This is a genomic window from Streptomyces sp. NPDC043861, assembly GCF_056435905.1.
This window is the reverse complement of the sequence record NZ_JBWKDP010000003.1, coordinates 314,948-339,788: the sequence shown is the minus strand read 5'-3', so window position 1 is coordinate 339,788 and position 24,841 is coordinate 314,948. Positions and strand designations below refer to the sequence as shown.

Sequence of the window (24,841 nt, the reverse complement as noted above, 5' to 3'; positions counted from 1 at the left end):
CGTCCACCGATCCTCGCACGGAAGTGCCGTCAGCACAGAAAGCATGACCCGTATGCCCGTCCCGCATGCCGAGGCCGCGCTCAACGGGCATGATTTCGAAAAGGGCGGAAAGGCGAACTGTGCCCAGCCGGGGACGACACCCCCCAGAACCCCGCGACCGCCACCGAGGAGGAGGATCCCGTGACCCGCATGGACAGCGTGCGCGCCGCGACCGACACCGCGAAGGACAGCGTGCTGCACGCCGCGGAAGTGGTGGCGCCCTACGCCGGTACGGCCAAGGACCATGCCGCGCTATACGCACACGAGGCCCGCGTGTACCTCGGGCCGAAGGTGTCACGAGCCGCGCACCAGGCCCGTCACCAGGCTCGCGTCCAGTACGACAGCCGGGTGGCCCCTCATGTGCCGCCGAAGTTGGACGACGCTGCTCACCGGGCCGCCGTCATGACCCGGCATGCCGCGCGTCAGGCGGCGGACTACACGAAGCCCCGGATCGAGCACGCCGTCGCGGTGGCTCAGCCCGTCGGCCAGGAGGCCGCGGCCCGATCCACAGCAGCCCTGGCCGCGCTGCGCGGTCAGGTTACGCCCAAGGAGATCCAGAAGCTGGTCAAGAAGCATGAGCGGCGGGCCAAGGCCGGCCGAGTCGCGAAGGGCGTGGGCCTCTTCGCCGTGCTGGCCGCCGGGCTCTTCGCCGCGTGGAAGTGGTGGGACAAGCAGGCCAACCCGGACTGGCTGGTCGAACCGCCCGCTGCCACCGAGGTCCCGGACCCTGGTACTCCGTTGACATCGGTCGGCGGAAATGACCAGTCGGCGCTGGACCCGGAGGTTCAGGCGAAGCAGACCGAAGCGGACCGTGAGGACCGTCGCTGACCGAGGGCGGACGCACAGGGTCGGCCATCGTGCGGGACACCCGGGCCGTGGCATGACGTCGTACGCGGACGGATGAAGCAACCGAAGCGACCGAAGCGACCGGGGAACCGGAGAACCGCAGGGGAACCGCAGAACCAGCCGAGGCAGCCGAGGCAGAGGGCGCCGGGAGAGCCGAGAGCCTTCCGGCGCCTCATGCTGTCGCCGTGGCGAATGCTGCCCGGCCGACGAGCGGGCGGCCCGGCGGGGCGGCTGCGTAGTCGGCATGGTCGTCGTAGTCGCCGTAGTCGCCGTGGTCGCCGTGGTCGGCCGCGGGAAGGTGCCGGACCGACGGTGAGGTGCCATGGGCCTCGGCCCGGATGCGCTGCTTGATCGTCGGCGGTAGGGAACGGTCCCTCGGTTTCCGTGGCCGGACCACCCCCTGGTGCAGTCCGCATCCGGAAACCGCGCTCTCGGTCCGGTGCTGCTGAGGGACGGTGCCCTCCGGCAGCCAGGGTGCAGGCCGGCTGGTGGCCTTGGCGGAGCGTCCGAATCCGAGATGGGCGAGCAGTGCGACAAGCAGGCAGATGAAGGAGGTCCACATATGCGTGACCTTGACGGCGGCCATGACCCCTCACTTTCGAGTAGGGCGTTTTACATACCTTCCTCATGATGTGTACGCATCTCGAGAATGGTGGGATCTACGCCACGGGTCGGTCGATCTTCAGATGAACACCACCCGTCCGGCCCAGTCGCCCTGATCCGGCGTCACTTCGGGACCGGACCCACAACCCCCGCCTGGACTGCGAAGACGCTCCTGGACACCGGGGTGTGGCGCGCCCTGTAATGCCTCGTCACCGGTCGCGCAACCCGAAGCCGGCGCCCGCCTTTGGTCCGTTGTCGGGATCCCGGCAGGACGACCCCCGACGCCCTGTCGCCACCGCCGCGCCGAAGTCGTCGGCGCCTGTGCACGTGCGCGTCCAGGGCTGCACCCCCGCCCGACTCGGCCGTCGTCGGCCCGCCCGGGCACATGATCGTGCTGCCCGACGATCGGCTTCAGGGTGCCCGACCATGGGCTGGAACCGGCCGTCGGCGAACGCCGCGGCGCACTCCTCGTCGGCGGCGTTGAGTCCGGCGGGGATCGTGCCGCCCACCTCGACCACCGGCCGTGCGGCGCGCAAGGTGCCTCGACCACCTGGCCCTGCGGCGCGCATCGTGCCTCGACCACCGGCCCTGCGGCGCGCATCGTGCCTCGACCACCGGCCCTGCGGCGGGCATCGTGCCTCGACCACCGGCCGTGCGGCGCGCAAGGTGCGGCCATCCACCGGGAAGCCCCCATGCCGCGGCCCGGGTCCAGTCGCACGACGGAGTGGCGTCGGGAACCTGTTCCCGGCCCCGAGGCCAGGGGCACACAAGACGTATGTCGGGGCGCCCGCCTCGGACGAGGACGTTCAGGTGCTCATGGGCATGGGGAGCGGCCGAGACACCTTCACCACGGCCGACGTCCACGAACGACCGCCGTCGCCGCCCGGCTCCACCGTTGCCGCGCGCATCTTCTGCCCCGCACGATGCCGTACCCGACCGGGAGCGGTGCCGCTGCGGCACCGCCGCCACCGGGCACATGCCTCGACGGATGCACAGAAAACCCCCCGACCTGCGTTTCCGCTGGTCGGGGGGTATTCAACCGGTGGAGCCTAGGGGAGTCGAACCCCTGACATCTGCCATGCAAAGACAGCGCTCTACCAACTGAGCTAAGGCCCCGGAACGAAGACCAGAGTACCGGGTCACCCCCCAGATCTTGCAAAAGGATTGGGACTCCCGGTATTCGACCACTCTCCGTAAGATGCTCGTCGGGTTCGCAGCAGCGAAGTCAACGCATTGGGGAAGCGATGGGGAGACGCATATGGATGCAGCACAGCAGGACGCGACCGCCAGAGCCAGAGAGCTTCAGCGGAGCTGGTACGGAGAGCCGTTGGGGGCGCTCTTCCGTCGGCTGATCGACGATCTGGGGCTCAACCAGGCGCGGCTCGCGGCGGTGCTGGGGCTGTCGGCTCCGATGCTCTCCCAGCTGATGAGCGGCCAGCGAGCCAAGATCGGCAACCCCGCTGTGGTCCAGCGCGTGCAGGCCCTGCAGGAACTGGCAGGGCAGGTCGCCGACGGCAGCATCAGCGCAGCGGAGGCGACGGGCCGGATGGACGAGATCAAGAAGTCGCAGGGTGGATCCGTGCTCACCGGCACCGGCCAGACCACGACCAGCTCGGGGGCTCCGACAGTGCGGCGCGTGGTCCGCGAGATCCAGTCGCTTCTGCGGTCGGTGGCCGCGGCCGGCGACATCATCGATGCGGCGGACACCCTCGCACCGACCCACCCGGAACTGGCAGAGTTCCTCAGGGTGTACGGCGCCGGGCGAACTGCGGAGGCGGTCGCGCACTACGAGTCGCACCAGAGCTGAACGACGCGGCACGACGCAGCACACAGCGGGACGAGGCAGAACGCCGGATCAGGGAACTGGGAGCGGGCGCAGCGCAATGGGTGAGGTCTTCGCGGGTCGTTACGAGCTGATCGACCCGATCGGTCGCGGTGGAGTCGGCGCCGTCTGGCGCGCCTGGGACCAGCGGCGGCGGCGCTATGTGGCCGCCAAGGTCCTTCAGCAGAGCGACGCGCACACACTGCTGCGCTTCGTCCGCGAGCAGGCACTCCGTATCGATCACCCCCATGTCCTCGCCCCGGCCAGCTGGGCGGCGGACGACGACAAGGTGCTCTTCACCATGGACCTGGTGAGCGGCGGGTCGCTGGCGCATGTCATCGGCGACTACGGCCCGCTGCCGCCGCGCTTCGTGTGCACCCTGCTCGACCAGTTGCTGTCCGGACTCGCCGCGGTGCATGCGGAGGGGGTCGTGCACCGCGACATCAAGCCGGCCAACATCCTGCTGGAGGCCACCGGCACCGGGCGGCCGCATCTGCGGCTGTCCGATTTCGGCATCTCGATGCGCAAGGGTGAGCCGCGCCTGACCGAGACCAACTATGTCCTGGGAACGCCGGGTTACTTCGCGCCCGAGCAGATGATGGGGGCGGAGCCGGACTTCCCTGCCGATCTGTTCGCGGTCGGCCTTGTCGCGCTCTATCTGCTCCAGGGCCAGAAGCCCGACTCGCGCGCCCTGGTCGAGCACTTCGCGGCGTATGGCACCCCCGGCGCGCCCCAGGGAATCCCCGAACCGCTGTGGCAGGTCATCGCGGGCCTGCTGCAGCCCGATCCAGAGGCCCGGTTCCGTACGGCCACAGGTGCGCGCAAGGCGCTGACCTCCGCCGTCGAGATGCTCCCGGAGCCCGGCATCGACGACGAGCCCGTGGAGGTCTTCGACCAGATCGGCCCGCTGCCCGCAGGCTTCGGCCCCGAAGGGCCCGTGCCTCGCGCGACCACGGCCACCGCGGCGCCCGACGCGGAGGGCCGGGCCGCCGATGTCCCCAGTGCCGCGCCGGATCCGTACGCCCCGCACACGGGGCTGCACACGGGCCCACAGCCCGGCGGACGGGCACAGCAGCCCGAGGAACAGCCACAGCACCCCGGTGGACAGGCTCAGCACACCGACCACGGTCAGGCGGCATCGCATCTGACGGCCTCGCGCTCCGAGACGGGATCCTTCCCTCTCGCCCCGCCTCCGCAGCAGCCCACGCCGCTTCCGCAGCCGGCCCAGCCCTCCGTTCCCGCGCACGCGGCCTCCCCCCATCACGCCATCACGCCGGACTTCGCCCAGGCCCAGACCTCGGCCGTGCAGTACGAACCGGCTCCTACTCGTCAATACACCGGCCACGGCCACCAGGTTCCCGCTCCTGCACCCCCGGCCTTCGCCGCACCCGGATACGCCCCGGTGCATGGCACGGCCCCCACCGCGCCGCACACGCGTCCGGGACCGCCCCCGAAGGTGGCGATCCCGGTGCTGATCGTGGCGCTGGTCTGCTTCGCCGTGGGTATCTGGGCGCTCACCCAGGCCTGACCGCCGACCACCCGGCTACCAGGTCGGGGGCGGTCCGTACTGCCCAGGTGCCGGCGGCGCCTGGGCCGAGCGCCGTCTCGCCAGGAGCATCCAGGTGCCGAGACCGAGCACCAGCACGCTCCCCGCCCCGATCCCTGCAGCCGCAACCAGCGTCATCGCGGCGCTCTTCTCCGCACCGGGGCCGCTCTGTCCGCTGGCCGCCGCCTCCTGGTCGTCCTCGGTGAGGCCGAAGATTCCTGCGGCGCCGTCGTACCCAGGTCCGGGCTTCGCCTTCCCCCTCACATTCACCCGCAGCGTCAGTGGCACGGCTCTGTCGCCGTACTCCTCGGCGAGCTCGGGACTGAGCGTCGCCGACAGGTAGTACCAGCCGGCGAACCTCATCGCGCCCACCGCGCTGTCCGTGGCGTAGCGGTTCTCGTAGGACACCGGTGGCAGCGGGTCCAGAGCCATCGAAGCCGGCTTGCCGGAGTACGACATGGTGTTCCGGTCGACGCCGCCACGGGCGGGATTGTTCAGCGACAGCACGAACGCGTTGCCGATGTAGTTGTCGCTCGCCGGGCTGGTACCGAGATCCGCGCCGACGAAGAGCTGCTGGCCCCAGTCGACCGGCACCCGGTAGAACAGGGTCTGGCCCGGCTTGATGTCGTCACGCCACTCGCCCTGCCCGAGGCTCATGGCGTCGGTGAAGCTCGTGCCGCCCAGGCGCTTCTGCGGGCCGCCGGCGGGAGGCGCGGGGGAGACGGAAGGCCAGTTCTCGGGCGCCTCGGTCGGTCCGGCCGTCCTGAGGACGGGCTCGGAGTCGTAGCGGATCTCGAGATCCCAGTCGTCAGGAGCGGAGGTGGCCCTCGTGGTCCGCTCGACGAGCACGTAATAGGCCCCCTGCTCCTGGCAGGTGGAACTGCCGGACTTGATGTTCCGGTAGGCATAGGCGGCGACGGGCCGGGTGTACCCCGCCGACCCGAACTGCGCATCCTGCGAGCTGCACTGGGCACTCGAACCGCTCTCGAGGCTCACCTTGATGCCGTCGCCGTACACCGCCTTGCCACCCTGCCTGGGCACGGCCACCACCGAGACGTACGCGTTCGTCTTCGCATCGAGATCCACGCGGTAGTAGAGCTTGTCGTCCTTCTTGATGGTGTCGCGGTACGTGGACCCGGCCTCGAGCAGCTGCGCGTTGCTGTTGACTGCGGCACCCCGGACCTTCTTCGCGTCCTCGTCGAAGACGTACCGGCTGGGCTCACCCGCCGCCCGGGCCGTACCGCCGGGGAGCGCCGCCACCGCGCACATCGCCGCCACCCCGGCCAGCGTCACCCGGCCCCTGCTGCGCTGCCTCATCACGCGCTTCCCCTTGTCGTGTCGACGGCCGCCCGGCGCCGCGCCGCCCGCATCCGTACGCATGCGAAGACGAGTCCCGCGACCAGGACGGCTCCGCCGCCCACCGCCGCGGCGGTCGCAGCGCCGGTCCATCCTGCCCCGCCGGTCCCATTGCTGTCTGCGCGCGTGGCCGAAGCGCCCCCCTTGTCCCCCTCCTTGCCCGGCTTCTTCACGAGCACCGGTGCACCGTGCTGCGGCCCGGACCTCTCTTCGCCCAGCACCGCGACCCGCAGCACCACACCGATCTGCGGGTTCTCCGCGATCTCGGCCACCTCGGCTCCGAGCGTGACGGCGATGTAGAAGTCGCCCTTGGCGTGCACGGGAACGACGTTCCCGGGGGCCTCGTGGCGATTGGTCCAGGAGACCGGGACTGTACCCATCTTCAGTGCGGACGGGCGCCCGTTGTAGACCGCTTGCGGGATGAACTCGCCGGTGCCGCCGCCGACCGGTGCCCGTGCCGGTGTGAACACCTCGGTGGCGCCGTACGACAGCTGCGACGAACCATTCCTCAGCGTCGGTTCGTTGGCGAACTCGACGTCGTAGCGGAGCTGCTGGCCCCAGCCCACTGGCACCTTGTACCAGAGCGTCTGCGAGGGCAGCACCCGGTCGCGCCACACGCCCGGAGCGAGCTCCCTGGCATCGTTGAATCCGGTGCCGCCGGCCACGTCCCTCGGGTCGCCCAGCGGGAGGGCGGCGTCCTTGTCGCCCTTTCCGTACTCGGGCTGCGACTCGGCCGGTGTGATCCCCCGTGCGAGCGGCTTCTCAACGCCGTACGTCAGCTCCAGTGGCCACCTGGCGGCGTCGGAGCCGCTCTTGCTCTCCCGCTCGACCACCAACCAGTAACGCCCCGCCTTGTCACAGCTCTTGAAGCCCTGCTCGCTCGGGACGCGGGCCACTGCCGAGGTCAGTGGTGTCGCACCCTCCCGCTGGAGGAAGCGCTCGGTGCTCGACTCGCAGGAGCCCTCGGAGTTGTCGGTGGCGTAGGCGATCATGGTCCGCAGTCCGTCGAAGGTGTCGACCGCCGCCCCCGGTTGCGGCACCGCGGTCGCGGAGAAGTTCACGGTGGAGACGGCGTCCATGTCGACGGCATAGTGCCGTTGCTCCCCCGGCCCTATGGTGTCCAGATACTGCCCCGGCACCAGCGCGGGCGCCCCGCGGCGTTCCGGCGTGCCCTCGACCTGATCGCCCCGGAATCGGTAGCCGTCCGCGGACAGCTGCGCGGAGCGCTGCAGCTGACGCGCCAGCGCCTCGGCGTCGGGTGCGTCGTAGTAGCGCCCGTTGCCGGCCTCGGCGATGCACTCGAGCTGTTCGCGCGCCGTGCCGCGTACCTGGAAGCCGACGGTGTCGATGCGCAGCCCGATGCCGTCGCCGGAGAGCTGTTCGGCGACGGCGCAGGGCTCGGGCGCACCGCAGTTGTCGTCGCCGTCCGAGATCAGCAGGATCGTGCGTGTGCCGACGGCCCCGCCGGGAGGCTCGGGAAGATCCTGGGCCGCCTTCTGGAGCGACAGGCCGATCGGGGTGTCCCCCTTGGGCCGCAGGGACGCCACGGCCTCCTTCACGGCGCCTCGGTCGAGCGCCTCCACGGGCTGGACCAGACGGGTGTCGGTGCATCCCCGGGGCCGGTCCGCTCCGTAGACCCGCAGGCCGGTGGGATGGCCCTCGGGGAGTGCGTCCACGACGGTGCCGACGGCCTGGCGCGCGACTTCCATGCGGGTGCGTCCAGATCCGTCGTCGTCGGCCATCGAGCCGGAGGAGTCGAGCACCATCACCAGGCCGCTTCGCCCGTCCCCACGCGTGGCGGTCGAGTACGTGGCCGTCGCGTCCGGTGCCCCTTGGGCCGCGGACGCTCCGGTGGCCGCCATGGCCGGCAGTGGCCCCGCGGCCAGGGCGAACAGTGCCCCACCGATGACGACCGCCGTCCCCGCACGGCGCCGCATTCGTACCTTCACCCGGTCCCCCTTCACCTAAGCCCATCATTTGCTTTTGCAAGCTAGTGATTTGCTTAGGTGAACTCAAGGGTCCCGGTGTCACGGTCGAGCAACAGGCGGCACCCGCGGGTACGGCTCCCGCGAGCAGCACAGAGCCCCGGCCGCATCGGCGGCCGGGGCTCTGTTGCTCAAACTTGTTTGCGTCTCACACACCCGAACCTGCGGGCACGGAGTCGGTCGCCTCCGTCCACAGATCCTGCTCGGCGCGATCCGCCTGGATCTGGCGGTACACGAGGAGCCCGCCGATGGCGGCCAGTGCGACCAGGAGAAGCTTCTTCACCGCGCGACCTCGTCTTTCCTTGACGTTTGAGGACTTCTGGCGATCGACTATACACACCGATCGATACCGATCGGTGACCTGAGCCCCCGCCCAGCACTGCGCGGAGACGTGCCAACTCCCGCCCCCGCAACGAGGAATCGGCTCCACCATGGCACTCCGGGGCCCCATGGCCCACGAAGACGCGGATCGCCGGGCCGGGAAAGACGGGACCCGGGCTCGCTGCCTGCACACCACGGGACAGGGGCGGCGGCGACGGCGCTGACAGCGGCCGTCAACTGTCGGCTGCACTCGGGCAGGCTCTCCTGCGCCGGAGGACAACGGGGGGTGAGGGCAGGCAACAGCGGCGGCGGACAGCAGGGGCCGGACGCCACCGACCGCCCCGGCCTACGGCGTCTTCGTTGCGGACCGCTTCGCACTCCTGCCGGTGCCGGCGCTGGTCCGCCTGGGCTTGGCGGGCACACTCTTCCGCCTCCTCGGGGCCTCTTCCGTGCCTGCCGCCGTCCGTGCGGGCGCTGCCCGGGTCGGTGCGGTCGGCCACGTGAACTCGATCTCCAGCTCGACCTCCCCGCCACCGACCTCGACCTCGATCTCGCTGCGAAGGTCGTCGGGGATCCGCAGGCTCAGCCTCCCGGGGCCGAGATCCAGTTCGACGTCCCCGCCTTGCCTCAGGGCGGCTGCGAGCGCCATGAGCTGTTCAGCCGCCTCAAGGCGTGACAGCGAGCGCTTCTGCTCAAACTTGAGGTCCCTCATGGCTGTCTCCGATCCGGCAGAAAACCGTGGACAACGTCAATTTTGATGCCATGCACCGGATCGGACATCCTCCCGGCCGGGTGAAGGAACCGGATCGAACCGATGCTCCGCATGGACCGGCGGTCCGGCGCCGCGATCGCCGTCCCGACCGGTGAAGGCCGACGCCAGCCCGACCGCCCACCGAGAAGCCCTACCAGCCACGCACACGTTGTGGACGACGACCGGCGAGAGGCTGCGGCCACGCTCGTGGACCTTCCGCAAGATCCGCTCATCGACTTCGGCCGGAATGCCGGCCGGAGATGCCAAAGACCCCCGACCATGATCGGTCGGGGGTCTTCGAACCGGTGGGGCTAACAGGATTTGAACCTGTGGCCTCATCCTTATCAGGGATGCGCTCTAACCAACTGAGCTATAGCCCCGCCGCGCTGCGCGCTGACCCCTGAAGGTTAGCGCACGTCGGGGGCAGTCCCAAAATCGGTTACCTACCCCCCTGCCCTTCGCCTACTCGTCCTCCGCGAGCGTCAGCTCGACACCGCCCACGAACCCCGCGGAGAGGTTGTAGATGAAGGCGCCGAGCGTCGCGAGCGCTGTGGCCAGCACCACATCGATGACCGCAATCACCGAGGTGAAGATCAGCACGCGCGGCAGCGAGAGGAACGACTGCAGATCGAAACCGTTGCCGTCGCTCGACCCGGTCGCCTCGCTGATCGTGCCGCCGACCGTCGAGAAGACGCCCATCGCGTCCATGACCATCCACAGCACCGCGGACGCGACGACCGTGCAGATGCCCAGCGCGATGGAGAGCAGGAAGCTCACCTTCATCACGGACCACGGGTCCGCCTTGGCCACCCTCAGCCGCGCCTTGCGCGTCCGGGGCTGGGTGGTTGCGCCGGTGCGCGGCCGGCGCACTGCGGAGGCGGCCGCGGGCTGCGCACCGGTCGGTGCTGCCTGGGCCGGCTGAGCGGGGCGCTGCTGGCCGCCCTGGGTGCCTGCGGTGCCCTGGGGCGAGGGGTACGCCTCGGGCGGGTGGTATGGCTGCGTTCCCTGCTGCTGCACCGGCTGCTCCCCGCCGTAGGTCCTGTGCGGGGGCTGCGGTCCCCCTGTTTCCGTCACCGTAATCCCCCTGCCTTCGGCCGAGGTGCCCCCGCCCTGGGAATCCGTGGCGGAGCCAGGGGCGCCGTTCGATCCAGCAGCTCCGGCAGCGGCCGAACCGGCGCCCGTGGCTCCACTCACGCTCTACTCCTCGTGCTCCCCGGTCGAGGGGTCCGTACCCTCGCCGGTCCCGGCGGACTCGATGGCCTCGGCCACGACTCCGTCCTCGACCTCTCCGGCCCCTTCGACCTCTTCGGCCTCACGACCGGCCTCGGCGTTACGAGCGATGCCGACCACGGCGTCGCGCTTGTTTAGGTTGATCAATTGGACGCCCATGGTGTCACGGCCCGTCTCCCTGACTTCGTTGACTCGCGTACGAATCACACCGCCGGAGAGCGTGATGGCAAGGATCTCATCGGTCTCCTCGACCACCAGCGCGCCCACGAGCGAACCACGGTCCTCCACGATCTTGGCGGCCTTGATCCCGAGGCCGCCGCGACCCTGGACGCGGTACTCGTCGACGGCGGTCCGCTTGGCGTATCCACCGTCAGTGGCAGTGAACACGAAAGTACCGGGCCGCACCACATTCATCGACAGCAGCTCGTCGCCCTCGCGGAAGCTCATTCCCTTCACGCCGGACGTTGCGCGTCCCATGGGCCGCAGGGCCTCGTCCGTTGCAGTGAAGCGGATCGACTGCGCCTTCTTGCTGATGAGCAGCAGATCGTCCTCCGCCGACACGAGCTCGGCGCCGATCAGCTCGTCGTCGCCGCCGGCCTCGGTCTCCCGGAGGTTGATGGCGATGACACCGCCGGAGCGGGGCGAGTCGTAGTCCTTCAGCGGGGTCTTCTTCACCAGGCCGGCCTTCGTGGCGAGCACCAGGTACGGCGCCGCCTCGTAGTCGCGGATCGCCAGGATCTCGGCGATCTGCTCGTCCGGCTGGAACGCCAGCAGGTTGGCCACGTGCTGGCCACGGGCCTCCCGGCCGGCGTCCGGCAGCTCGTACGCCTTGGCCCGGTACACCCGGCCCTTGTTGGTGAAGAACAGCAGCCAGTGGTGCGTCGTGGAGACGAAGAAGTGGTCGACGATGTCGTCCTGCTTCAGTTTCGTGCCGCGCACGCCCTTGCCGCCGCGCTTCTGCGAGCGGTAGTCCTCGGTCTTGGTCCGCTTGATGTAGCCACCACGCGTGATGGTGACGACGATGTCCTCCTCGGCAATCAGGTCCTCGATGGACATGTCACCGTCGAAGGGGACCAGCTTGGAGCGCCGGTCGTCGCCGAACTTCTCGACGATGACGGCCAGCTCCTCGCTGACGATTCCGCGCTGCTTCTCCGGGGAGGCGAGGATCGCGTTGTACTCGTTGATCTTCGCCTGCAGCTCGTCGTGCTCCTGCACGATCTTCTGGCGCTCGAGGGCGGCCAGCCGGCGCAGCTGCATCTCCAGGATGGCGTTCGCCTGGATCTCGTCGATCTCCAGCAGACCCATCAGGCCCTCACGCGCGACCTCGACCGTGTCACTGCGCCGGATCAGCGCGATGACCTCGTCGATGGCGTCGAGCGCCTTGAGCAGACCACGCAGGATGTGGGCGCGCTCCTCGGCCTTGCGCAGGCGGAACTTCGTCCGCCGGACGATGACCTCGATCTGGTGCGTCACCCAGTGGCGGATGAAGGCGTCGAGCGAGAGCGTGCGAGGCACACCGTCGACGAGCGCCAGCATGTTGGCGCCGAAGTTCGTCTGCAGATCGGTGTGCTTGTAGAGGTTGTTGAGGACGACCTTGGCCACGGCGTCGCGCTTGAGCACGATGACGAGGCGCTGGCCGGTGCGGGAGGAGGTCTCGTCCCGGACGTCGGCGATACCGCCGACCTTGCCGTCCTTGACGAGGTCGGCGATCTTCTGGGCGAGGTTGTCCGGGTTGACCTGGTACGGAAGCTCGGTGACCACCAGGCACTGCCGGTTCTGGATCTCCTCGACCTCCACGACCGCACGCATCGTGATGGAGCCGCGCCCGGTGCGGTACGCCTCCTCGATGCCCTTGCGGCCCACGACCAGCGCACCGGTCGGGAAATCCGGGCCCTTGATCCGCTCGATCAGCGCGTCGAGGAGCTCCTCGTGGGTGGCCTCCGGGTGCTCCAGCGCCCACTGGGCACCGGCCGCGACCTCGCGCAGATTGTGCGGCGGGATGTTGGTCGCCATACCGACCGCGATGCCGGCGCTGCCGTTGACCAGCAGGTTGGGGAAACGCGCCGGCAGGACCGTCGGCTCCTGATTGCGGCCGTCGTAGTTGTCCTGGAAGTCGACGGTCTCCTCGTCGATGTCCCGCAGCATCTCCATCGACTGCGGCATCATCTTGCACTCGGTGTACCGCATGGCGGCGGCCGGGTCGTTGCCCGGGGAACCGAAGTTGCCGTTGGAGTCGACCAGGGGCATCCGCATCGACCACGGCTGGGCGAGACGTACCAGCGCGTCGTAGATGGAGGAGTCACCGTGCGGGTGGTACGTACCCATGACGTCACCGACGACACGGGCGCACTTGTAGAAGCCCTTCTCGGGCCGGTAGCCGCCGTCGTACATCGCGTACAGAACGCGGCGGTGGACGGGCTTGAGGCCGTCCCTCACGTCCGGCAGCGCTCGGGAGACGATGACGGACATCGCGTAGTCGAGATAGGAACGCTGCATCTCGGTCTCGAGCCCGACGGGCTCGATCCGCAGCTGCGGCCCTTCCTCTTCGGTTCCGGTGGTCGCGGGGGTGTTCTCGTCGGCCATTGCTGGTCTTCGGTCCTTTCGTGCGGTCAGCTGAGACCGACTCAGATGTCGAGGAAGCGGACGTCCTTGGCATTGCGCTGGATGAACGAACGCCGGGCCTCGACGTCCTCACCCATGAGCACCGAGAACAGATCGTCGGCCTGCGCCGCGTCGTCCAGCGTGACCTGGCCGAGCACCCGGTGCTCCTGGTCCATGGTGGTGACGCGCAGTTCCTCGGCGTTCATCTCGCCGAGGCCCTTGAAGCGCTGGATCGAGTCCTCCTTGATCCGCTTGCCGGCCTGCTTGCCGAGCTCGACCAGGGCGTCCCGCTCCCGGTCCGAGTACGCGTACTCGAAGTCGTCCCGGCCCCACTTGATCTTGTAGAGCGGCGGGCGGGAGAGGAAGACGTGCCCGGCCTCGACCAGCGGGCGCATGAAGCGGAACAGGAACGTCAGCAGCAGGGTGTTGATGTGCTGACCGTCGACGTCGGCGTCCGCCATCAGGATGATCTTGTGATAGCGGAGCTTCTCGATGTCGAAGTCCTCGTGGACCCCGGTGCCGAAGGCCGAGATCAGCGCCTGCACCTCGGTGTTCTGCAGGATCTTGTCGATCCGCGCCTTCTCGACGTTCAGGATCTTGCCGCGGATGGGCAGGATGGCCTGGTACATCGGGTTCCTGCCGGACTTGGCCGAGCCACCGGCGGAGTCACCCTCGACGATGAAGATCTCGCACTTGGTGGGGTCGTTCGACTGGCAGTCGCTCAGCTTGCCGGGCAGGGACGCCGACTCCAGCAGGCCCTTGCGGCGGGTCAGGTCGCGCGCCTTGCGGGCGGCGACACGGGCCGTGGCCGCCTGGATCGACTTGCGGACGATGTCCGCCGCCTCGTTCGGGTTGCGGTCGAACCAGTCGGTCAGGTGCTCGTGGACGACCTTCTGCACGAAGGTCTTGGCCTCGGTGTTGCCCAGCTTGGTCTTGGTCTGACCCTCGAACTGCGGCTCGCCCAGCTTGACCGAGATGATCGCCGTCAGGCCCTCGCGGATGTCCTCGCCGGAGAGGTTGTCGTCCTTCTCGCGGAGCAGCTTCTTGTCACGGGCGTAGCGGTTCACCAGACCCGTCAGCGCTGCGCGGAAGCCCTCCTCGTGGGTACCGCCCTCGTGCGTGTGGATGGTGTTCGCGAAGGAGTACACGCCCTCGGTGTACTGGGAGTTCCACTGCATCGCGATCTCGACCGAGAGCAGCCGCTCCTTGTCCTCGGCCTCCACGTCGATCACGGTCGGGTGGATCAACTCGCCCTTGCGGGAGTTGAGGTACTTCACGAAGTCGACGATGCCGCCCTCGTAGAAGTACGTCACCGTCCTGGCCGGCTGTTCCTCGGCCGCCTCGGCGTCGGGGTCGTCGGCGTTCATCGTCGCCTTGGCCGACTCGCGCTCGTCCGTCAGCGTCAGCGTCAGGCCCTTGTTGAGGAAGGCCATCTCCTGGAAGCGACGGGAGAGCGTCTCGAACGAGTACTCGGTGGTCTCGAAGACGTCCGGGTCCGCCCAGAACGTCACCGAGGTGCCTGAGTCCTCGACCGCCTCGTGCTTGGCGAGGGGGGCCGTCGGGACGCCGAGCTTGTAGTCCTGCGTCCAGCGGTAGCCGTCGCGCTTGATGTCGACGGAGACCTTGGTGGACAGCGCGTTGACGACGGAGACACCCACGCCGTGCAGACCGCCGGACACGGCGTAGCCGCCGCCGCCGAACTTGCCGCCCGCGTGCAGGACCGTCAGCACGACCTCGACGGCGGGCTTCTTCTCGACAGGGTGGATGTCCACGGGGATGCCGCGGCCGTTGTCGACGACGCGCACGCCGCCGTCGGCCAGGATCGTCACGTCGATCGTGTCCGCGTGGCCGGCGAGGGCCTCGTCGACGGAGTTGTCGACGACTTCCTGAACAAGGTGGTGCAGTCCCCGCTCACCGGTCGAGCCGATGTACATGCCGGGGCGCTTGCGGACCGCGTCCAGACCCTCGAGGACGGTGATCGCGCTGGCGTCGTACGAGGCGGTGACCTCGCCGTTCCCCTCGGCGGCAGTGGACGGGGTGTTCTCGTTGGGATTGCCGGAATCGGCCACGAAGCGCCCTTTCTGGCACAGCACAAGCCGTTCTCCGGGCTACCGGGAGCGGCTGCGTCGTTCGGCATTAATCGACGGGTCCCGCCCGTCGGGCGGGATTACCTACCAGTCTACCGGTACCGCCGACACGAATGGGGGTTTGCCGGTACCTGAGTCCGCATGTGCCGCCCTCAACGGGCGCCTACCGACTCCCCATATCCAGGAAGGGGCTCCAAGAGGCTCACGCGGGCATTGAGCGCTTCGGCCTGTCAACCTCCGGCTACGGTGAGGGACGCCTCATGAGTCACGTGAGTTTCGGTGGTGTCGAGGTGTGGGCGGGGGCGCGGTTCGGCCGCGCCTTCACACGTCGGCGGAAGACCGGGCGGCGGGCCGGCCGGGCGGCACGGTTCCCGTTCCCCGGCTCACGCTCCGGGGGTGGTGCGGGAGCTGCGGAGCCGTGGGACGAGTGCGTGCGCCACCGGCGGTGCGCAGGTCATCCGGTGCCGGGCCTGCCGGCAGCGCCGGTGCAGGGCGGCTGAGAGCGGGGCCGACGTGGATACGTCAGCCGTATGTGTCGCCCGGCCCCACGCTGCCCGGGGCCCGGAGCGGACCGAACCGGCGCGCCGGTCCACCGGGGCCGAGCACCTTGATCAGCCGGACCGTCCCGTGGCCGAGGTCCTCGTTCAGCCGGGCCACCAGCCTCGGAGCCAGCAGCCGCAGCTGCGTCGCCCACGCGGTCGAGTCGCACTGCACCGTCAGCACCCGATCCTCCGGGTCCTCGTCGTAGCGCAGCGGTATGCAGTGCTTCGCCAGGTCCTCGCCCACGATCTGCGGCCAGCGGCCCATCACTCCGCCCACCGCCGCGGGCGTCTCCCAGCCCCGCTCCGTGATCAGCCGGTTGATCGCGGCGCCCAGCGGCAATGGATCCCTGCCGTCGGCCCGTGCTCCGGAACGCAGACCGCCACCCCGCCTGGCCTGCCGTTTCTCCTGCGCCGCCGCACCTCGAGCCCGCGCCTGTTCCTTGGCCGCACGCAGCGCGACCCGCGCCAGGTCGACACCGGACGGTTCGGCAGGCGGGCTCGACGGCACAGATGCGCCCGACGGCAACGGGATCTCGTTGTCGGTCATGCGCGTTCCACCGCCCCGTCCTCGACGGCGTACCGGGCACCCCTCAGAACCGCCGGAACGTCCTCGTCCACCGCCGCGGTCACCAGCACCTGCTCGCCCGGTGCCACCAGCTCCGCCAGCCGCTCCCGCCGCCGGGCGTCCAGCTCCGCGAAGACATCGTCGAGCACGAGGACGGGCTCATTGCCCTCGGCCCTCAGCAGGTCGTACGAGGCGAGCCTCAGCGCCAGCGCGTAGGACCAGGACTCACCGTGGCTCGCGTATCCCTTCGCAGGCAGCTCGCCCAGCCCGAGCTGAAGATCGTCACGGTGCGGCCCGACAAGCGTGACGCCCCGCTCGATCTCCTGCTTGCGCACGTCCGCCAGTGCAGCGAGCAGCTGTTCGTACAGTTCCTCACGTCCATGGGCCCCGGCACCCGCCGATCCCCGGTAGTCCAGGGCGACCGGACCGCCCCCGGGCGCCAGCTGCTCGTACGCCTTGTCGGCGAGCGGCTGCAGTGTCGCGATCAGCTCCAGCCGCCGGGCCAGCAGCTCCGCCCCCGCCCGTGCCAGATGCTGGTCCCACACATCCAGCGTCGAAAGGTCCATCGACCGCCCGCCGTGCCGCCGCGCCATCGCCGCCGACTTCAGCAGCGTATTGCGCTGCTTGAGCACCCGCTCGTAGTCCGAGCGAACCCCCGCCATCCGTGGTGCACGCGCCGTGATCAGCTCGTCCAGGAAGCGCCGGCGCTCGCCCGGATCGCCCTTCACCAGCGCCAGATCCTCGGGGGCGAACAGCACCGTGCGCACGATCCCGAGCACGTCCCGCGGCTTGACCTGCGACGATCGGTTGATCCGGGCCCGGTTCGCCTTTCCCGGGTTGAGCTCCAGCTCAATCAGCTGGGACCGCTCCCCCTGAGTGACGGCCGCGCGAATGACCGCCCGCTCCGCACCCGTCCTGACCAGCGGTGCATCCGAGGCGACCCGGTGACTGCCGAGGGTCGCGAGATAGCCCACGGCCTCGACGAGATTCGTCTTGCCCTGCCCGTTCGGACCCACGAACGCGGTGACGCCCGGGTCGAGAGGGACCTCGGCCCGGGCGTACGAGCGGAAGTCGGCCAGCGACAGATGCGTGACATGCATGTGGAACGCCGACCTCCCCCGGCTTACCGCTTACTGCTCCCGGCAGGCTTCACCAACAGCCTCTTCCTGCCAACAGCCTGTGGATTACTTCTTGCTCTCGACCGCGTGCCCGCCGAACTGATTCCGCAGGGCGGCGATCATCTTCATCTGCGGGGAGTCGTCCTGCCGGGACGCGAACCGCGCGAACAGGGAGGCCGTGATCGCCGGCAGCGGCACGGCGTTGTCGATCGCGGCTTCCACAGTCCAGCGGCCTTCGCCGGAGTCCTGTGCATAACCGCGCAGCTTTTCCAGGTGCTCGTCCTCGTCCAGCGCGTTGACCGCCAGGTCGAGCAGCCAGGAACGGATGACCGTGCCCTCCTGCCAGGACCGGAAGACTTCGCGGACGTCCGTGACCGAGTCGACCTTCTCCAGCAGCTCCCAGCCCTCGGCGTAGGCCTGCATCATGGCGTACTCGATGCCGTTGTGGACCATCTTCGCAAAGTGGCCTGCACCGACCTTGCCGGCGTGCACCGCGCCGAACTCACCCTCGGGCTTGAGCGCGTCGAAGATCGGCTGAACCCTGGCCACGTGGTCCTCATGGCCGCCGTACATCAGCGCATAGCCGTTCTCCAGGCCCCAGACGCCGCCGGACACCCCGCAGTCGACGAAACCGATGCCCTTGATGCCCAGTTCGACGGCATGCCTCTCGTCGTCCGTCCAGCGCGAGTTGCCACCGTCCACGACGATGTCGCCGGGGGACAGGAGGGCAGCCAGCTCATCGACGGTCGACTGGGTCGCAGCGCCCGCGGGGACCATCACCCACACGACGCGAGGACCCTTGAGCTTGGCCACCAGCTCCTCGAGGCTGGGGACGTCGGCGAGGTCCGGGTTGCGGTCGTAACCGATCACGGTGTGGCCTGCGCGGCGGATGCGCTCGCGCATGTTGCCGCCCATCTTGCCGAGGCCGACGAGACCGAGCTCCATCAGAGAAATCCTTTAAGTCGTGTGCAGTTCTACCCGTGTCCGAGCCTACGCCCGGACACGGGTGCACACCTGTGGGGTCAGCCGCTCATGCGACGGGGCCTCACCCACCCCGGAGGAGGCTGCTCAGCCGCTCAGCCGCACCGGCATGATCAGGTACTTGTACGCCTCGTCAGCCTCCGCGTCCATCGCCGGCTTGCCGCTGAGCAGCGCGGGCTTGGTGGAGGTGGTGAAGGAGAGCTGGGCCACCGGGGAGTCGATGGCGCTCAGGCCGTCCAGCAGGAACGTCGGGTTGAACGCGATGGAGATGTCGTCACCCTCCAGCTGCGCGTCCACACGCTCCACAGCCTGTGCGTCGTCGCTGGAGCCGGCCTCCAGGATCAGCACACCCTGCTCGAAGCTGAGCCGGACCGGGGTGTTCCGCTCGGCGACGAGGGCGACGCGCTTGACGGCTTCGACGAACGGGGCGGTCTCGATCACCGCGATCGAGTTGAACTCGGTGGGGAAGAGCGTCCGGTACTTCGGCAGGTCGCCTTCGAGGAGCCGGGTGGTGGTGCGGCGCCCGGCGCCCTCGAAACCGATCAGGCCTTCGCCCGCCCCGGAGCCGGAGAGGGCGAGCGTGACCGTGTCTCCACTGGTCAGCGCCTTGGCGGTGTCCAGCAGGGTCTTCGCGGGCACCAGGGCCACCGCGGAGGCGTCCGGCGACTCGGGCTTCCACAGGAACTCGCGGACGGCGAAGCGGTAGCGGTCGGTGGAGGCCAGGGTGACGGTGTCGCCCTCGATCTCGATCCGGACACCGGTGAGAACGGGCAGCGTGTCGTCGCGACCGGCGGCGATGGCGACCTGGGCGGCGGCGGAGGCGAAGACCTCACCGGGGACCGTGCCGGTCGCGGTCGGCATCTGCGGCAGGGCCGGGTATTCCTCCACAGGCAGTGTGTGGAGAGTGAAGCGCGAGGAGCCGCAGACCACGGTCGCCCGGACACCGTCTGTGGAAATCTCCACCGGCCGGTTGGGGAGGGCGCGGCAGATGTCGGCGAGGAGGCGGCCGGAGACGAGCACCGTCCCGTCCTCCTCGACCTCCGCCTCGACCGAGACCCGCGCCGAGACCTCGTAGTCGAAGCTGGAGAAGCTGAGAACGCCGTCCTCCGCCTTCAGAAGAAGGCCCGCGAGAACGGGCGCCGGCGGACGGGCCGGGAGGCTCCTGGCCACCCAGGCCACCGCCTCCGCGAGTACATCGCGCTCCACCCGGATCTTCACCGGAACCGCCTCCTGCTGTTTGCTCGCTCGCCCTCTGGCCTTCGTCGTCGGCACGGGCGCTCCCGGTCTGAGCCGGGGCCGATGCCGGAGACCAGTCTGACGCACGGCACCGACACTCGGTGCGGCTCGGGGTCAAGTCGAGACAAGCGTGGGCCAGAGCTCCGGCGACGAGTTGTGCACAGGGCCCTCTTCGAAGCGAATTCCCCGGTAACTCTGAGTGGGAGTAGTAGTAGGGCCTGTGGAAACCGTGGATAACGCCATCCACGCAGGTCAGGCCCGATTTTTTGTCCACCGGCCCTGTGGGCGGGGGCAGTGGACAACCCGGGCTTTCTGTGGACGCCCGAAAGTTCTGCACACCCGATGCACAGGACACAGGGACTTCTCCCCAGTGCTGTCCCCAGCCTTACCCAGGTTCCCCACAGCCCAACCCAGCGCCTTGGTGTGACGCCTTTCACTCGGTCCGGTGATCCCGGGTGTTTCGTTGCCGAACAGTGGACAGCGGTGTGGAGAAGCTGTGGGCAACAGGGCCAAGCCTGTGGGCCGGGTGGGGACAACCCCGTTCCAGCCCTGTGGACGAGTTTTCTGTCCACAGTCTGTGGAGCGCAGTTGGCCACAAATCCACAACCGGCTGACCTCGTGTGATGGGTTCTCAGCAACCGTCCCTGTGGAGGCATTCTGGACAACTCTGCAGTCCCCAGGCTGTGGACGGAAGATCACCCGGATATCTGTGGAGAACAGCCTCGCAGCGGTATGTATTCGAACAGCCCAGGGCGGGCCGGTGGCAGTCCGAGCGCCCGATGACGGCCCGAAGGCGGCCCCGGAACGCAGAAGGGCGCCCTCGGAGAGATCTCCGGGGGCGCCCTTCTGCGCTCTGTGCACAGCCTGCGGCGGCCTGGGCCGCCGCGCGCCGGTGTCTGCGTAGGGTTCGCCCGGGCCGGCGGGGCTGCTCCGGGCCGGCCCGTGTCAGCCGTTCTTGATGCGGTTGGTGAGCTCGGTCACCTGGTTGTAGATCGAGCGCCGTTCGGCCATGAGCGCGCGGATCTTCCGGTCCGCGTGCATCACCGTCGTGTGGTCACGGCCGCCGAACTGGGCACCGATCTTCGGCAGCGACAGATCCGTGAGCTCTCGGCAGAGGTACATCGCGATCTGGCGTGCCGTGACCAGCACCCGACTGCGCGAGGACCCGCAGAGGTCCTCCACCGTCAGCCCGAAGTAGTCGGCGGTCGCCGCCATGATCGCGCCCGCGGTGATCTCCGGAGCGCTGTCCTCACCGCCGGGAATCAGATCCTTGAGCACGATCTCGGTGAGACCGAGGTCGACGGGCTGCCTGTTGAGACTCGCGAACGCCGTGACCCGGATCAGAGCGCCCTCGAGCTCCCGGATGTTGCGGGAGATCCGGGAGGCGATGAACTCCAGTACCTCCGGGGGGGCGTTGAGCTGCTCCTGCACGGCCTTCTTGCGGAGGATCGCGATCCGCGTCTCCAGTTCGGGCGGCTGCACGTCCGTGGTCAGACCCCACTCGAAGCGGTTCCGCAGCCGGTCCTCGAGAGTCATCAGCTGCTTGGGCGGCCGGTCCGAGGACAGCACGATCTGCTTGTTCGCGTTGTGGAGCGTATTGAACGTGTGGAAGAACTCCTCCTGCGTCGACTCCTTGCTCGCGAGGAACTGGATGTCGTCGACGAGCAGGATGTCCACATCCCGGTAGCGCTTGCGGAACGCGTCGCCCTTGCCGTCGCGGATGGAGTTGATGAACTCGTTGGTGAACTCCTCCGAGCTCACGTACCGAACGCGCGTCCCGGGATAGAGGCTCCGCGCGTAGTGCCCGATGGCGTGCAGCAGGTGGGTCTTGCCGAGGCCCGACTCCCCGTAGATGAAGAGGGGGTTGTACGCCTTCGCCGGGGCCTCGGCCACTGCGACGGCCGCTGCGTGGGCGAAGCGGTTCGACGCGCCGATGACAAAGGTGTCGAAGAGGTACTTGGGATTCAGCCGGGCATGCGGCTCACCCGGGCCGGGGGCCGGTGCGGGCTGTGCTCCCAAGGGGCCCGGGGCGCCACCACCGCCGGGTGCGCCACGGCCGGTTGCTCCCCCGGGCGGCGGACCGCCGTGCCGCGGGGGAGCCGGCTCCTGGAGGTCGTGTCGCTCCGAGCGCTGCTGGTCGTACGGACCGCGACCCGGCATCGGCGACCGGTAGTCGTGCTGCGGCTGCTGGGTGTGGGCAGTGGCGTACGGATCGCGCTCCTGGAACCCGCCGAGGTGCTGCTGCTGCCAGGACAGGTCCTCCTGGGTACGCGGCCACGCTCCGGGCTCCGGGCGCTGCTGCTGGTACTCGGGGTAGGCGGGGCGGACGGACGGCAGTCCGTCGCCGCCCGTGGGCCGGTGCCCGTAGCCCTCGTAGGCGTCGTTCTGACGCTGCTCGTCGTGCTGTGGACCCGGGTAGCGGGAGTGCTGTTGTACGGGAGGCGCCGGTGGGCCGGGAGGCTCGGCGGCCGAGTCGTCGACGGTGATCGCGATACGGATCGGGCGACCGCACTCACGGCTGAGGGTGTCACTGATCAGCGGGGCCAGCCGGCCCTCGAGCACCCGCTTGCCCCATTCGTTGGGGACGGCGAGAAGGGCGGTGTCGGCCACCAGCGCGAGCGGCTGACACCGCTCGATCCACTGTTTGTCCTTGGGCTCGATGCTCTGCTGGCCGTCTCCTAGGAGTTGCTCCAGCACTCGTGGCCACACTGCGGCAAGATCGGCAGGTACGTCAGCCACAAGGCACGCTCTCTCACAGGTCCCACGAATGTGTGGTTCTCGGGACGGGTCGGTCAGGCCCGGCAGGCGGGTAGGAAAGGAATTCGAGTTCAGCCACGGTAGTCAGGGCGACCCGCGCGGTTCAAGTTGTTGTCCACAGCCTGTGTACAGAGAGGCCCGCCGTGCTCCTGGTTTGACCGAATGGCGTAGCCGCGCGTACCGTAACCAGGTCGAGTTGTCGATGGCTGCTGCCGCCTGCCTCCGATGGGCAAAGATCACGATCAGTGATCGTGAAGCGGTGCACTCGGGCGTATTGCGAGCTACTCGTGGGCGCACGGTGACAGCCAGGCGATGCCCCGCCACCACACGATTCATTACTGGAGCCCCCGAGTGAGCAAGCGCACCTTCCAGCCGAACAACCGTCGTCGCGCGAAGACCCACGGTTTCCGCCTGCGCATGCGTACCCGTGCCGGTCGCGCCATCCTGGCGAACCGCCGCAGCAAGGGTCGCGCCAACCTGTCCGCCTGATCGCGACAGGTCATGACGTGCTGCCTTCCGATAATCGGCTGAGGCGGCGCGAGGACTTCGCGATCGCGGTACGGCGAGGACGCAGGGCTGGACGCCCTCTGCTCGTCGTCCATCTACGCAGCGGTGCAACGAACCCGCACGCGCCTGGGGAGAGCGCTCCCCAGACACGTGCGGGTTTCGTCGTGAGCAAGGCAGTAGGTGGTGCGGTCACTCGCAACCAGGTGAAGCGGAGACTGCGCCACCTGATACGCGAACGACTGCCCGAGCTGCCCCCCGGTAGCCTGGTGGTCGTACGGGCGCTGCCCGGAGCGGGCGACGCCGACCATGCACAGCTGGCCCGAGACCTGGACGCCGCTCTCCAGCGGCTGCTGGGAGGGGGCACGCGATGAAGTACCCGCTGCTGGCTCTGATCAAGCTGTACCAGTGGACGATCAGCCCGCTGCTGGGACCCGTCTGCAGGTACTACCCGTCGTGTTCTCACTACGGATATACAGCCATCGACCGGCATGGCGCGGTGAAGGGCACTGCCCTGACCGCCTGGCGCATTCTGCGGTGCAACCCGTGGTCGCCCGGCGGTGTGGACCATGTCCCTCCCCGAAAACGACCTCGTTGGCACGAGCTGCTGCGTGATCGCCTGCGCGGTGGCAAGGGCGGGCCACCTCTTGAGACCAGCCCGGCCGCAGAGACCTCGCCCAATGCTCAAGGAGCCTGATTAGTGGACACGATTGCAAGTCTCTTCAGCTTTATCACCACACCCGTCTCCTGGATCATCGTCCAGTTCCACTCGCTGTACGGAGCGGTCTTCGGCCCTGACACGGGCTGGGCCTGGGGACTGTCCATCGTGTCCCTGGTGGTTCTGATCCGTATCTGTCTGATCCCGCTTTTTGTGAAGCAGATCAAATCGATGCGGAACATGCAGGCGCTCCAGCCGAAGATGAAGGCGATCCAGGAGCGCTACAAGAACGACCGGCAGCGCCAGTCCGAAGAGATGATGAAGCTGTACAAGGACACGGGTACCAACCCGCTGTCCTCGTGCTTGCCGATCCTGGCGCAGTCCCCGTTCTTCTTCGCGCTCTACCACGTGCTGAGCAACATCGCCTCGGGCAAGACGATCGGCGTGCTCAACCAGACTCTGGTGGACAGCGCACGACAGGCAGAGATCTTCGGCGCCCCGATCGCCGCGAAGTTCACGGACTCCCAGGAGAAGGTCGCGGCGCTCCACGCTTCGCTGACCGATGTCCGCGTCGTTACCGCGGTCATGATCGTCCTGATGTCGGCGTCGCAGTTCTACACGCAGCGCCAGCTGATGCAGAAGAACGTCGACCTCTCGGTCAAGACGCCCTACATGCAGCAGCAGAAGATGCTGATGTACATCTTCCCGGTGATCTTCGCCGTCATGGGCATCAACTTCCCGGTCGGTGTTCTCGTCTACTGGCTGACCACCAACGTGTGGACGATGGGCCAGCAGATGTACGTGATCAACCAGAACCCGACCCCGGGCTCCAAGGCTCAGGACGCCTATCTGCAGCGTCTGCTGAAGGGCGTTGGTGCTCACGGTGATGTGCGCGGCCGCCGCAAGCGCAATGTCGTCCAGGCCATCGTCGCGAAGGGCTCGGACCGCAATGAGAACGAGCGCCGGTTCATCACGGGCCTGGCCAAGGCCGGTTTCGTAGCCCAGGCCGACGGCAGTGTGACCAAGAGCGACTCCGTCACTGCCGAGGACGAGAACGGCTCCGCCGCACGGCGCCAGCAGCCCAAGCGCCAGACCAAGGCCCAGCGCCAGTCGACTGCTCAGCAGGACTCCACGGCAAAGCCGTCGCTGGAAAAGCACGACGAGCCGCAGGACACCAAGCCGAAGCCGGCGGGCAAGACCGCCCCCGGTTCCGCCCGCCAAGCCAAGTCCGGACAGCGCAAGGGCCAGCAGCGGCCCAAGCACCCGTCGTCCAAGAAGTAAGAAGGAGTCCAT

Annotated in this window: 20 protein-coding genes and 2 tRNA genes; 7 read left to right on the top strand and 15 right to left on the bottom strand. The window is 68.7% G+C overall.

The window, feature by feature from the left end; all coding sequences use genetic code 11:
* Positions 1 to 180: 180 nt before the first annotated feature.
* The gene (locus AC068D_RS09195; RefSeq protein WP_478822321.1) at positions 181 to 867 is read left to right on the top strand and encodes a DUF5324 family protein; all 687 of its coding nucleotides are present in this window, start codon (positions 181 to 183) and stop codon (positions 865 to 867) included.
* A gap of 190 nt (positions 868 to 1,057) precedes the next feature.
* Here AC068D_RS09195 and AC068D_RS09190 read toward each other — a convergent pair whose 3' ends face one another.
* Positions 1,058 to 1,471: a DUF6344 domain-containing protein gene (locus tag AC068D_RS09190; protein WP_478822320.1), complete on the bottom strand. Its 414-nt coding sequence runs from the start codon at positions 1,469 to 1,471 to the stop codon at positions 1,058 to 1,060.
* A gap of 1,060 nt (positions 1,472 to 2,531) precedes the next feature.
* A tRNA-Ala gene (locus AC068D_RS09185) sits at positions 2,532 to 2,604 on the bottom strand.
* Positions 2,605 to 2,746: 142 nt separating this feature from the next.
* Here AC068D_RS09185 and AC068D_RS09180 point away from each other — a divergent pair.
* On the top strand, positions 2,747 to 3,295 hold the full coding sequence (locus tag AC068D_RS09180; protein ID WP_478822319.1) for a helix-turn-helix domain-containing protein: 549 nt from the start codon (positions 2,747 to 2,749) through the stop codon (positions 3,293 to 3,295).
* A gap of 76 nt (positions 3,296 to 3,371) precedes the next feature.
* On the top strand, positions 3,372 to 4,838 hold the full coding sequence (locus AC068D_RS09175) for a serine/threonine-protein kinase (protein WP_478822318.1): 1,467 nt from the start codon (positions 3,372 to 3,374) through the stop codon (positions 4,836 to 4,838).
* A 15-nt stretch (positions 4,839 to 4,853) separates the two neighbouring features.
* Here AC068D_RS09175 and AC068D_RS09170 read toward each other — a convergent pair whose 3' ends face one another.
* The 13 genes from AC068D_RS09170 to dnaA form a co-directional block, all read right to left on the bottom strand.
* On the bottom strand, positions 4,854 to 6,173 hold the full coding sequence (locus AC068D_RS09170; protein WP_478822317.1) for a hypothetical protein: 1,320 nt from the start codon (positions 6,171 to 6,173) through the stop codon (positions 4,854 to 4,856).
* Positions 6,173 to 8,149 (bottom strand): vWA domain-containing protein, encoded by a 1,977-nt coding sequence (locus AC068D_RS09165; RefSeq protein ID WP_478822608.1) that lies wholly within the window; start codon positions 8,147 to 8,149, stop codon positions 6,173 to 6,175. Before AC068D_RS09165 ends, AC068D_RS09170 begins: the two co-directional genes overlap by 1 nt.
* A 196-nt stretch (positions 8,150 to 8,345) precedes the next feature.
* A complete protein-coding gene (locus AC068D_RS09160) occupies positions 8,346 to 8,480 on the bottom strand; it encodes a DLW-39 family protein (protein ID WP_003958712.1) in 135 nt (44 codons plus the stop codon).
* A 384-nt stretch (positions 8,481 to 8,864) separates the two neighbouring features.
* A complete protein-coding gene (locus tag AC068D_RS09155) occupies positions 8,865 to 9,230 on the bottom strand; it encodes an amphi-Trp domain-containing protein (RefSeq protein WP_478822316.1) in 366 nt (121 codons plus the stop codon).
* Positions 9,231 to 9,575: 345 nt separating this feature from the next.
* Positions 9,576 to 9,649: transfer RNA gene (locus AC068D_RS09150), tRNA-Ile, on the bottom strand.
* Between the two features lie 82 nt (positions 9,650 to 9,731).
* On the bottom strand, positions 9,732 to 10,463 hold the full coding sequence (locus AC068D_RS09145) for a DUF3566 domain-containing protein (protein ID WP_478822315.1): 732 nt from the start codon (positions 10,461 to 10,463) through the stop codon (positions 9,732 to 9,734).
* A 3-nt stretch (positions 10,464 to 10,466) separates the two neighbouring features.
* On the bottom strand, positions 10,467 to 13,082 hold the full coding sequence (gene gyrA, locus AC068D_RS09140; RefSeq protein ID WP_478822314.1) for a DNA gyrase subunit A: 2,616 nt from the start codon (positions 13,080 to 13,082) through the stop codon (positions 10,467 to 10,469).
* A 41-nt stretch (positions 13,083 to 13,123) separates the two neighbouring features.
* Complete coding sequence (gene gyrB / locus AC068D_RS09135; RefSeq protein ID WP_478822313.1) at positions 13,124 to 15,193, bottom strand: DNA topoisomerase (ATP-hydrolyzing) subunit B; 2,070 nt, start codon at positions 15,191 to 15,193, stop codon at positions 13,124 to 13,126.
* Positions 15,194 to 15,709: 516 nt separating this feature from the next.
* Positions 15,710 to 16,276: a DciA family protein gene (locus AC068D_RS09130; RefSeq protein WP_478822312.1), complete on the bottom strand. Its 567-nt coding sequence runs from the start codon at positions 16,274 to 16,276 to the stop codon at positions 15,710 to 15,712.
* Entirely contained in the window at positions 16,273 to 17,394 is a 1,122-nt protein-coding gene (gene recF / locus AC068D_RS09125; protein WP_478822311.1) for a DNA replication/repair protein RecF, read from the bottom strand. Before recF ends, AC068D_RS09130 begins: the two co-directional genes overlap by 4 nt.
* 84 nt (positions 17,395 to 17,478) lie before the next feature.
* A complete protein-coding gene (gene gnd / locus AC068D_RS09120; protein ID WP_478822310.1) occupies positions 17,479 to 18,357 on the bottom strand; it encodes a phosphogluconate dehydrogenase (NAD(+)-dependent, decarboxylating) in 879 nt (292 codons plus the stop codon).
* A gap of 123 nt (positions 18,358 to 18,480) precedes the next feature.
* Entirely contained in the window at positions 18,481 to 19,611 is a 1,131-nt protein-coding gene (gene dnaN, locus AC068D_RS09115; protein ID WP_478822607.1) for a DNA polymerase III subunit beta, read from the bottom strand.
* A 963-nt stretch (positions 19,612 to 20,574) separates the two neighbouring features.
* Complete coding sequence (gene dnaA, locus AC068D_RS09110) at positions 20,575 to 22,368, bottom strand: chromosomal replication initiator protein DnaA (RefSeq protein ID WP_478822309.1); 1,794 nt, start codon at positions 22,366 to 22,368, stop codon at positions 20,575 to 20,577.
* 369 nt (positions 22,369 to 22,737) lie between these two features.
* On the opposite strand from dnaA, the gene rpmH reads away from it, so the two are divergent.
* Genes rpmH through yidC form a run of 4 tightly spaced genes read left to right on the top strand, consistent with a single transcriptional unit; the run spans position 22,738 to position 24,829 of the window.
* Positions 22,738 to 22,875 carry a 50S ribosomal protein L34 gene (gene rpmH, locus AC068D_RS09105; protein WP_018846094.1) on the top strand — a complete coding sequence of 46 codons (138 nt, stop codon included), beginning with the start codon at positions 22,738 to 22,740 and terminating at the stop codon, positions 22,873 to 22,875.
* 17 nt (positions 22,876 to 22,892) lie between these two features.
* Positions 22,893 to 23,264, top strand: a complete 372-nt coding sequence (gene rnpA, locus AC068D_RS09100) for a ribonuclease P protein component (protein WP_478822308.1) — start codon at positions 22,893 to 22,895, stop codon at positions 23,262 to 23,264.
* Positions 23,261 to 23,587: a membrane protein insertion efficiency factor YidD gene (gene yidD / locus AC068D_RS09095; protein WP_478822307.1), complete on the top strand. Its 327-nt coding sequence runs from the start codon at positions 23,261 to 23,263 to the stop codon at positions 23,585 to 23,587. The genes rnpA and yidD overlap by 4 nt, the downstream gene beginning before the upstream one ends.
* A gap of 3 nt (positions 23,588 to 23,590) precedes the next feature.
* Positions 23,591 to 24,829 (top strand): membrane protein insertase YidC, encoded by a 1,239-nt coding sequence (gene yidC, locus AC068D_RS09090; RefSeq protein ID WP_478822306.1) that lies wholly within the window; start codon positions 23,591 to 23,593, stop codon positions 24,827 to 24,829.
* The last annotated feature ends 12 nt before the right edge of the window (positions 24,830 to 24,841 follow it).